This is a genomic window from Trebonia sp. (assembly GCF_049794275.1).
In the GTDB taxonomy this organism is placed as follows: domain Bacteria; phylum Actinomycetota; class Actinomycetes; order Streptosporangiales; family Streptosporangiaceae; genus Trebonia.
The window spans coordinates 1-10,100 of the sequence record NZ_JBARCR010000909.1 but is presented as its reverse complement, the minus strand read 5'-3'; the positions used below and the strand labels follow the sequence as shown (position 1 = coordinate 10,100).

General features: G+C 67.5%; 7 protein-coding genes and 1 tRNA gene. 3 read left to right on the top strand and 5 right to left on the bottom strand.

Going from position 1 to position 10,100, the window contains the following annotated elements:
* Positions 1-410: 410 nt before the first annotated feature.
* From WA805_RS23410 to gndA, 4 genes are all read right to left on the bottom strand, one after another.
* The gene (locus WA805_RS23410) at positions 411-1,400 is read right to left on the bottom strand and encodes an ABC transporter permease (RefSeq protein ID WP_425243413.1); all 990 of its coding nucleotides are present in this window, start codon (positions 1,398-1,400) and stop codon (positions 411-413) included.
* Complete coding sequence (locus WA805_RS23405; protein ID WP_425243412.1) at positions 1,397-2,944, bottom strand: sugar ABC transporter ATP-binding protein; 1,548 nt, start codon at positions 2,942-2,944, stop codon at positions 1,397-1,399. The genes WA805_RS23410 and WA805_RS23405 overlap by 4 nt, the downstream gene beginning before the upstream one ends.
* Positions 2,945-2,946: 2 nt before the next feature.
* The gene (locus WA805_RS23400) at positions 2,947-4,017 is read right to left on the bottom strand and encodes a sugar ABC transporter substrate-binding protein (protein WP_422337946.1); all 1,071 of its coding nucleotides are present in this window, start codon (positions 4,015-4,017) and stop codon (positions 2,947-2,949) included.
* Positions 4,018-4,363: 346 nt separating this feature from the next.
* Positions 4,364-5,836: an NADP-dependent phosphogluconate dehydrogenase gene (gene gndA, locus WA805_RS23395; RefSeq protein ID WP_425238591.1), complete on the bottom strand. Its 1,473-nt coding sequence runs from the start codon at positions 5,834-5,836 to the stop codon at positions 4,364-4,366.
* 327 nt (positions 5,837-6,163) lie between these two features.
* Between gndA and WA805_RS23390 the strand changes: the two genes are divergently transcribed.
* The 3 genes from WA805_RS23390 to WA805_RS23380 all read left to right on the top strand — a co-directional run bounded on the left by WA805_RS23390 (position 6,164) and on the right by WA805_RS23380 (position 7,829).
* Positions 6,164-6,237: transfer RNA gene (locus tag WA805_RS23390), tRNA-Gly, on the top strand.
* Between the two features lie 341 nt (positions 6,238-6,578).
* Positions 6,579-7,295: a hypothetical protein gene (locus WA805_RS23385; protein WP_425243411.1), complete on the top strand. Its 717-nt coding sequence runs from the start codon at positions 6,579-6,581 to the stop codon at positions 7,293-7,295.
* A 141-nt stretch (positions 7,296-7,436) separates the two neighbouring features.
* Positions 7,437-7,829, top strand: coding sequence for a hypothetical protein (locus tag WA805_RS23380; RefSeq protein WP_425243410.1), 393 nt, complete (start codon positions 7,437-7,439; stop codon positions 7,827-7,829).
* Between the two features lie 1,527 nt (positions 7,830-9,356).
* On the opposite strand, the gene WA805_RS23375 is transcribed toward WA805_RS23380, so the two are convergent.
* Positions 9,357-10,064: a hypothetical protein gene (locus WA805_RS23375; protein ID WP_425243409.1), complete on the bottom strand. Its 708-nt coding sequence runs from the start codon at positions 10,062-10,064 to the stop codon at positions 9,357-9,359.
* Positions 10,065-10,100: the final 36 nt, after the last annotated feature.

Here is a 10,100-nt window from a genome sequence, read left to right as displayed (position 1 = left end):
AGGTCATCCGGCTCACATCGGGTAGGCGCAAGGCCGCTGAGTACAGAGGGCACAGGGGCCTGAGTGGCTGAGGAGACTGGCTGCGAGGGCGCTGAGGGTGGAGTGGCCAGGGCGAGCTGAGGGCGGGGCGGCCAGGGAGGGGTGAGGGCGAGGCTGGCCAGGAAGGCCGGAGCGACTGCCAGACCTCTGCCACGGAAGCGGGCCCGGCCAGGAGAGCTGGGGTGAGCCCGGCCCGGGCGCTGACGCTTTCGCGAGCAGGAGCTGTGAGAGGACGTCGCGGAGCGACGAGGGCGCAAGGCCGGAGCGACTGCCGACCCCGCCAGAGGAAGCGGGGCCGCAGGGGAGATTCCTGGCGGTGTTCCGAAGGACTCCCGCCAGGAATCTGCCCCAAGGCCCAGCGCCCTACGAGGTCAGGTAGTCCGGAGGCGGGACCAGGCGTCGCCGCCGACCGCGAGGAGCAAGATGAGGCCGAGGGTGATCTGCTCGTACAGCGGGTTCCAGCCGAGCAGCGTGAAGCCGTTGCCGATCATCGCGATGAACAGCACGCCGATCACCGTCCGCCAGATCGCGCCCTCGCCGCCCAGGATCGACGTGCCGCCGACCACGATGCCGGCCAGCACGGTGAACGTCAGCGCCGTGCCGCCGTTGGACGACGACGCGGACAGCACCCGGGCGGAGTCGATGATGCCGCCGAGCGCGGCCGCGCCGCCGCTGATCGCGAACGTGATCAGCTTGATCCACTGCACCCGGACGCCGGCCAGCCGGGACGCCTCGGCATTCGACCCCGCCGCGTACATGTACCGGCCTGCCATCGTCCGCGCCAGCACGACCCCGAGGATGATGACCACGCCGATCATCGTCCATGCCGCCGTCGTCACGTCGAGGAACTGCGTGCGCGCGAAGTTCGCGTACCCGGTCACCGAGAAGTTGGTGATCAGGTTGCCTCCCGTGATCAGCGCCGCGCCGCCGGTGATCACGAACGACGCCGCCAGCGTGGCGATCAGCGAGTTGATCCGGAAGAACGTCGTGATCACGCCGTTGGCCGCGCCAACCGCGATGCCGATGATGACACCCACGACGATCGCGGCCACCGGATTACCGGAGATCGCTATCTTCATCGCGATCACCTGGCATAGCGCGTACGTCGCGCCGACCGACAGGTCGATCCCGCCGGTGATCAGGACCATCGTGCCGGCCGCCGCGATGATCAGCGTCGCGGACTGCTGGTCGAGGATCTCGAGCAGGTTCGTCCTGCCGTAGAAGGTCGACCCTTTCCAGATCGCCAGGACGATGAACAGCAGGATGAACGGGTAGATGATCCCGCCCTCGCGCACCCGGCCGAGGAACTCCGACCCCGGCATCCGGAAGGTGGCCGGCGCCGTGGCCTGCGGCTGACTCATTCAGGCACCTCTTTCGGTGGCGGCTCGGTAGTACCGAACGCGGCGCCGAGGATCGCCGCCTCGGTCATGCCGTCGCCGGTGAGCTCCGCGGCGACCCGGCCGCCGCGCATGACCAGCACGCGGTGCGCCAGGCCGAGGATTTCTTCGACGTCGGAGGAGATCAGCAGGACGCCGAGCCCGCGGCCGGTCAGCGTGGCCAGCAGCTCGTAGATCGCCCGCTTGGCTCCGACGTCGACGCCCCTGGTCGGCTCGTCGGCGATCAGCACCCGCGGGTCGCGCAGCAGCGACCTGCCGAACAGCAGCTTCTGCTGGTTGCCGCCGGACAGCGCGGCGGCCGGCGCCCCCGGGCTGGCGCCGCGGACGTCCACCCGCGTCAGGGTCTGCCGCACGGTGCGCCGCTCCGCCCCGCGCCGGACCATCCCGGCGCGGCATACCCGCGCGAGGCTGGACAGGGTGACGTTCTCCGTCACCGGGCGGTCGAGCAGCAGGCCTTGTTCCTTGCGGGATTCAGGGATCATCGCCAGCCCGGACCGCAGCGCGGTCCTGGGTGTCCCTGTCACGGTCAGCTCCCTGCCCTCGGAGATGACGCTGACCGTCCCGGCAGCGACCCGGTTCGCCCGGTAGATCGCGCGGGCGACCTCGGAGCGGCCCGCGCCGACCAGGCCGGCCAGGCCGAGAATCTCCCCGGCGCGCAGCTCGAAAGAGACGCCGGCCACCCCTGGCGCGACCAGGTCGCGGACCGAGAGCACCACCGGAGTGTCCGCGCCGACGGGATGCTTAGCAGGGAACGTCGCGTCGAGCGGCCGGCCGAGCATCGCCGCCATCAGCGACTCCTCGGTCTGCCCGGCGGCGGGCACGGTCCGCACCAGGCGGCCGTCACGCAGGATCGTCACCTCGTCGGCGAGCTCAAGCACCTCGCCAAGGAAATGCGAGACGAGCACCACGGTCGTGCCGGAGCTGGCGAGCTGGCGGATGACCGCGTGCAGCGCCTCCACATCCGGCCGCGACAGCGCGGCGGTCGGCTCGTCCATCACGATGAGCTGGGCGTTGCGGCTCAGCGCGCGCATGATCTCGACCTTCTGCTGGTCGGCTGTCCGCAGTGATCCGGCGTTGGCGTCGCCGTCGAGCTCGAAGCCGACGGACGCGGCCAGCGCGCGGTACCTGCGGCGCAGCTCGCGGCGCTGCTGGAAGCCCGCCTGCCGGGGCTCCACGCCGAGGAAGACGTTCTGCGCCACGGTGAGCGCCGGCACGATCGCCAGCTCCTGGGCGATCAGGATGACGCCACGGGCGATCGCGTCCCGTGGCGAGTGGAACCTGACCGGCTCGCCGTCCAGCAGAAGCTGGCCGCTGTCCGGGGCGTGTGCCCCCGCGATGATCTTCCCCAGGGTGGACTTGCCTGCCCCGTTCTCCCCCACCAGCGCGTGGATCGAACCGCGCCCTACGGTCAGGCTGACGCCCTCCAGGGCGCGCGTTCCGCCGAAAGACTTGGAAATGTCCTTCAGCTCGACATGCGCGTCCTGGAGGGATGGTTCAGCTTCCGGCACGATCAGCCCGTCCACTCACCGGTGAACTGGCTGGCGGTCGCCTTGGTGACAATGCCGCCGTTCGGCTCGGCGGCCACTGGGTTGATGGCGCCGCTGACCTTGCCGGTCTGGATGGCCGCCACCAGCGCCTGGACGGCGAGCCGTCCCTCGCTGGCCGGCGCCTGGGCGACGTCGGAGAACCAGGCACCCGAAGCCACGCCGGCGATCGCGGCGTCGCTCGCGCCGTAGCCGACAAGAAGAACCTGGCCGGTCTTGTGCGCGGTCGACAGCGCCACCGTGGCGCCCTCCATGCCCTGGTCGGACCCGGTGATCACGTTCAGGCCCGGCTGCGCCTGGAGCATGGTCTGCGTGGCGGACTCACCGTCGGTGGGGGTGAAGAAGGACTGGCCGTTGGTGACGACCTGGACCGGGCTGCCCTTGATCGCCGCGCTGAACCCGCTGTAGATCGCGGTGTCAAGCGACGACGCCTTGATGTCGTACAGGTAACCGACCTTGCACGGGTTCAGGTTCTTCGACGCGCACGCCTGCACCACCTGCTGGCCGAGCTGGGTCCCGATCAAGGTCGGGACGAACGTCACGTTGGCCGACAGACCCGTGACCTGCGGCGCGTCCGTGCTCAGGCTGGTGCCGAGGATCTGGTCCATGTTGACGATCTTGATCCCCTTGCCGATCGCCTGCTGGACCAGCGTGACGAGGCCGGTGCTGACGATCGGCTGCGTGATGATGCCGTTGTACTGGCCGGAGTTGATGACGGTCTGCAGCTGGTTGTACTGCGTCTGCGGGTTGTTGTCCGCGTCGAACACCTTCAGCGTCGCGCCGTCGGTCGACGCCACCGCCTGGGCCGCCGCGAGCATCGGGGCGTCGTAGGTGTTGTCCACGGCGAACGACAGGTACGCGATGGTCATCGGCTTCTTGGCCGCCGCGGCGCTCGCCGTCGCGGCGGATGACGATGAAGACGACGTGCTGCTGCTACTGCTACTGCTGCTGCAGGCAGCGAGCGCGAGCGCCGCGGCGGCGAACGCCGCCGCGGCGGCACTGCGGCGGAGACACCGCGTTGCCGGGATAGATGGCACGGCTAAACTCCTTTGTGCTCGCTCACTGGGAGGTGGGTTAGCGGTTAGGCCGGTGGGCCGGGTGCCAGCCCGGTCCACCGGTATTTTTATGCGCCAAAAGGCGTGCGCCGTGAAACGGACTAATGTCCGCAACACGGTCAGTTGAGCATGATCGGAAGCGTGTCGGGTTCTGTTCCGGGTGTCAAGAGCAAACGTTAGCGGTACGCGCAAATGAGATAGACCGGTGATGTCTGGCATGCGAACATACGGACAGTTGTCCGGTCTACGGACAATGCTCCTGTTGGAGGGTGCGGGAGGTCAGGGAGTCACCACGGGCCCGTTCGGGATAACGGGGACGGAAGCGGGACTAACGGGAAACCTCTGAGCCATCTTCCGCCCACAGCGTGTGGAAGGCGCCCTCGCGGTCGGTCCGGTGGTAAGTGTGCGCGCCGAAGTAGTCGCGCAGGCCCTGGATCAGCGCCGCGGGCAGCCGCCGGGCCCGCAGCGCGTCGTAGTAGGCGAGCGCGGCCGAGAAGCCGGGAACCGGGACGCCGATCCTGACGGCGGTGGCGACCACCTCGCGCCAGGCGTCCTGGGCATCGCCGATCTCCTTCGCGAAGTCCGGGTCGGCGAGCAGCGTCGTCAGCGTCGGGCTCGTCTCGTAGGCGGTGCGGATCCGGTCGAGGAACTTCGCGCGGATGATGCAGCCGCCGCGCCAGATCGTGGCCATCGCGGCCAGGTCGATGCCCCAGTTGTACTCGGCGCTGCCCGCGGCGATCATGTTCCAGCCCTGCGCGTAGGACACCAGCTTGGAGGCGTACAGCGCCTGCTCCACCAGGTCAGGGAACTGGTCGCTTACCTGGGTGCCCGGCGTCGGGCCGGCCAGCTGGCGGGCGGCGCCGCGCAGGTCGGCGTGCCCGGACAGCGACCTGGCGAACACCGCCTCCGCGATGCCGTTGACCGGGACGCCCAGGTCCAGGGCATCCTGCACGGTCCAGCGGCCGGTGCCCTTCTGCTCGGCCTGGTCGAGCACGATGTCCACGAACGGCTTGCCGGTCTCCGCATCCGTGTGCGCGAGGACCTCGGCGGTGATCTGGATGAGGTAGGAGTCGAGGCGGCCTTCGTTCCACGTCCTGAAGATCTCGGCGATCTGCTGCGGCTGGTACCCCGCCGCGTTCCGCAGCAGGTCGTAGGCCTCGGCGATGAGCTGCATGTCGGCGTACTCGATGCCGTTGTGCACCATCTTCACGAAGTGGCCCGCTCCGTCCGGGCCGACGTGCGTGCAGCACGGCGTGCCGTCTACCTGAGCCGCGATGGTCTCGAGCATGGGACCGAGGTCCTGGTAGGCCTGTTCTGATCCGCCGGGCATGATCGACGGGCCGTTGAGCGCGCCCTCCTCCCCGCCGGAGACGCCCATGCCGACGAAGTGAAGCTTGCTGTCCTTGAGGTTCGCTTCCCGGCGGCGGGTGTCCTTGAAGTGCGCGTTGCCGCCGTCGATGAGCATGTCGCCCGGCTCGAGCAGCGGGGCGAACTCGTCGATCACCGCGTCGGTGGCCGGTCCGGCGTTCACCATGATGACGATCCGCCTGGGGCGCTCCAGTGAGCGCACGAACTCTTCCGCGCTGCGGCTGGGGACGAAGGTGCCCTCGTGGCCGAAGTGCTGCATCACGTCGTCGGTCCTGGACGTGGTGCGGTTGTGCAGGGCCGTCGCGAAGCCGTGGCGGGCGAAGTTCCTGGCCAGGTTGCGGCCCATCACGCCAAGTCCGGTGACGCCGATCTGCGCTTGCGCTTGTGCTTGCGCCTGTGGTTGCGCCGGAGTGGCGGGTGTCGCGGAGGACATGTCCGGTTTCTCCTCTGTGCGTCTTTGCGTCTTTGCGTCTTGCTCGGAGCGGTTGCCAACGTGCTCATTCGATCACGAGACGGGGCGGGAGGCGACGAGAGGGCCGAAGCCCGGGGCACGCGTGCCGGGACATGTCTGCCGTCGGGCCGGCGCGCCGCCCCCCCTTTCTGCTGGCGGGCGCGGCGCTCCTCAAATTGCTGCCGACGATCATGCGGCCGGCAGGGGCAGCGCGGGGTGCGGGCGGCGGGACGGAACCGGTACGCTGCCTGTGACGGCCTGCCTGGTGTGCGGGCGCGCGGAGGCGCGCTACCGACGCTGGCAGATTGTGCGGGCGTAGCTCAATGGTAGAGCCCCAGCCTTCCAAGCTGGTCATGCGGGTTCGATTCCCGTCGCCCGCTCCACTCGTTCCGGCACCGGTCAGGCGCATGATTCGCTGATACTCTCTGGCCGTCACGACGCATGACCCTTGCCGCGTCCACGGACGGCGTCCCTCCGCGCCCGCACCGTCGAGCTGCCGCCGGTGAGCGCGCTGCGCCTCGTCGGCCAGCGCCAGCGGGGCTCCAGAGCTTGCGCACCATGAAGATGTCGGTTTCCCCGGGCGACCGTCCAGCAGGTCGCGCGCTGGCAGCCTCCCCGGTACTACTCCGGCCGCCCGTGCCGGATGTTTCCTGACTGCTGCCGTCGGGCATCTCTGCAGGCAGCAGAGATTTCGGTCGGCGGGGGTGATCCTGCTCTGCATCCCATGATGTGGATGTTCCTCGGCATCCTGGTGACCTTCCTCGTCACCAGGATGGTGACCAGGATGATCCGGTCGGGGAGCGGCGGGGCCGGGCTCGGCAACGTTTCGATCGGTGACAATCACGTTCACCACCAGGTCTTCGGCATCCTGATCATCATTGCCTCCGGCATCATCCTGGTATCGCAGAGGCCGTGGGGGGCCGCGCTTGACGCGGCGGCCGCGCTCTTCGGCGTGGGCGTCGGCCTCACGGTGGACGAGTTCGCGCTCTGGCTGCACCTGAAGGATGTCTACTGGGCCAAACAGGGCCGGCAATCGGTCGACGCGATCTTCTGCGTCCTAGTGATAACCGGGGCGCTAGTCGGCGGGTCCAGCTTCGTGACCGGCGCCATCGGGACGGCGGATTGGTGGTCGTCGATCGCCGGCATCGCAATCAACCTGGTGCTCTGCATGATCTGCCTGCTCAAGGGCAAGGTCGTGACCGGTGTCGTCGGCATCGCAATTGGTGTCGTTGCGCTGGTCGGGGCGATCAGGCTGGCTAAGCCGGGGTCCTGGTGGGCGGAGCGCCGCTACGCCACCCGGCCGCGCCGCGCCACCCGCGCCGCGCTCCGTTACGATCAGCGCCGCGTGGAGCGGTGGAACCGGCTGAAGGACCTCGTCGCCGGCGCCCCTTCACCGGAAAGCCAGGCTGAAACCGCTGGCCGACCGCCGACTGCTGGTTGACCGGGAGGCCGCCCAGATTCAGATAACCATCACACCGAACGGCTAACCCTAATCGGGGAGGTCATCGAGTTGTCCGCGACCATGGAAGGGAGACTACGGCAGGCATTCTGCGCTCTGGTCGGAAGCAAGTACGCCGCTGTAGTGGCCGGCGGGCAGGCCGCAGACTGGCTTATCGAGCAGTCCAACGCCCTCGCCGACGCGCACCACGAGATGTCAGATGTGGACCGGGAGGCGATCAAGACCGTGCTGACCCGCTGCAAAGCAGTCAACGTGCAGCGTAACCACCTCGCGCACAGCGTGGCGATAGGCCTTAGGTTCAATCCCGCTTTCCAGATGGTCAGGAGTCGTCGCCATAAGTATTCTTCGGACGTACGGCCATTTACGCTTACTGATATTCGCGCAGTCGCCAGCGAGCTACTGTCAGCTGGAATTGCGCTCACTGATGTCATGACTGAGGCCGTCGGCCGTGATCTTATGGATATCAGTGAAGCGCTCTTCTGGGAAGACAGCTTCGGAGACGACGAAGATTCCTGACGGCTCGTGCGGGGCAAGAGGCAAACTGACCTTGAATGAGATACGCATCTGCCGCCTGATGACGAGGCCATACAGAACTGGAACATCTGCGTACAGGTGCCGAGCCACAGCACCCCTAGCGTCAACCGCAGATATTCGGCGATCTGTAATTGTTTTAGCCAACTGCGACTCACTCGTTAGTCACATACCGTGACCGACGATCGGCTGTGGATAGCGGATCTGTCGGATCACCCCGAGGCGCCGTCGCTTCGACGTTCGACGCCTCCACTCAGCGAGTACAGAGACGCGAAACGATCTGTCGGCCGATATCGCGATCAGCGGCGCACAGCGCCTCCATCGCGTCACGCTCAGTCCCGTGCCCGCCTAGCGGCGCATCGTCACCGCTGCCCACGTCACCATAGGTCGCCACCCGTTAGCACGTAGAGGAACGGCACGAGCGGGATGAGGGCGAACAGAGCCCATGCCACCTTCGCACCGCCCCCGATATTACGGCGAGTTGCCAAGTCAATCCATATGAGGATCACAGCGACGGGATGCAGGAGACAGACCAGGAGTTCGAGAACCTTCTTCATCATCTCTTGAACCTAACAGGCCCCCCGCGGCGCTGCTCGCAGGGATCCAGGGCGGGGTGTCGATCATGCTGTCCACCGGCCAGTCCACGCACCTGCGGGCGGCGCTGGACTGGTGGATCGCGCGGCTGCACGCCGCAAGCGGTGTCGCCCGCTAGGTGCAGAACTGGCTGCTCTGCGCACGGCGGACGGTCCATGCGGGGGCGATTACGGGTCGTGCAGAGTCGGCGTTCCGCGTGCCCTTGCGCTTAGTGCGCAAATCCGCCGCCGCCGAGCCGAGTACCCGCTGGTCAGCATGCTGCGCCACCGCTCAGCGCCGAAACTTGGCCCAAGTCAGGTCTCAATCAGCGTGTGATCAACATCCCACAGCAACAGCACCTGCTTGCCAGCAGCTCCCACGATCATCCTCTCGCCCTCGGCCAGGCCACAGCATACGCGGCTCTTCATTGACCCAGCTCACGGCCCCGGTGCGGCATACCCACACAACCACCGTCGGCCGAATCGGCCGGACAGCAGCGGCTAGGACCATCAGCGGTCGCGCGAAACGCGCAAGACCGGCTGCACTTTCGCTCAAGCGCTCAAGCGCTGCGTTGCCGAATTGTGCCGTTCTTAGATCAAGGCACCGCCGCTGCGCGGCGCCGCTGGCCCGGCTCCTGCGCCGGGCTCAGCCTTGGGAGGCCCGCCCGGCGCAAGCCGGGCCACACCGACAATGCGCGCAGATCAAGATGGCTCACACGTCATGCTGACCGGTTCTGTGCGCAGCCGCCGTGCTGGCTCCCGATTGTCCAGCACGCGGCCACCGTGGCTGCTGTCCGCGCTGGACGCGGAGACGTCAGGGTATCCACTTAGCCACAATCAGGACGAATACGCCCGCCGCAAAAAGCCTCGGTATTGGAGAGGATCCGTGAACTTGCCATGCAAGAAGACCGGGCTGGTGTCTCTGCCGGGATGCCTTTGTTTACTGCTGCGGGGGGACGCTGGCCAGTTCCTGTTGTGGCTGGCTGGCAGGCAGCGTAGCCGCCTGCCAGATCTTTGCCGCGAGCAGGATCATCGCTGCCGCGAAGGGCAGCATGTACAAGATGACGACGGGCCCGGCGGATATTTGCTGCTGGGCGACTTCCAGGCCGACGAAGAACAGGACCGCCAGCCAGCGCGGAACGGCCCGGCTTCGCCACAGCGCAATCCCCATGAGCAGCGGCGCAACGTAGATACCGATGAAATAGACGTAGAGAAACACATGGCCGAATCCGGAGTTGAAGGTTGTCACCAGGAACTGCGCGGCCGCGGCTCGTGTCGTGTGCGCCGTGGCGGCAGCGGCGACGTTGGGGAAGACCAGGACTTCCACGATGGCTCCGCAGAAGGCACCGATTCCCCCGATCAGCGCCGCGACCGTGGCGAGTACCGAACCGCGGTTTCTGGCCAGCGCGGCGATCGCGGCGTACGAGACGGCCAGAGCCCCCAGGCCGAGAACCGCGAATGTGCCTGCGATGTAGACCTGAGTCGGGTGCTGTGCCGCGATGGCCAGCAGCTTGAGCGCGGTGGCCGTGTCCGTTGCCACCTGGTCGGTGCCTTTGGGGCTTAGTGCCTCGGCGCTTATATAGAGCACGGCGGCGATGGGGAGGAAAAGGGCGAGTATCCGCTGACGGGTCCGGGCAGCTGTATCCATGGACTTCTCCCGTCGGTTAGAGGCCGATCGCCTCGC

Coding starts and splice junctions, on each gene's coding strand:
- WA805_RS23410 (WP_425243413.1), bottom strand. CDS start 1,400: ATGAGTCAGCCGCAGGCCACGGCGCCGGCCACCTTCCGGATGCCGGGG.
- gndA (WP_425238591.1), bottom strand. CDS start 5,836: ATGTCCTCCGCGACACCCGCCACTCCGGCGCAACCACAGGCGCAAGCA.
- WA805_RS23375 (WP_425243409.1), bottom strand. CDS start 10,064: ATGGATACAGCTGCCCGGACCCGTCAGCGGATACTCGCCCTTTTCCTC.
- WA805_RS23385 (WP_425243411.1), top strand. CDS start 6,579: ATGATGTGGATGTTCCTCGGCATCCTGGTGACCTTCCTCGTCACCAGG.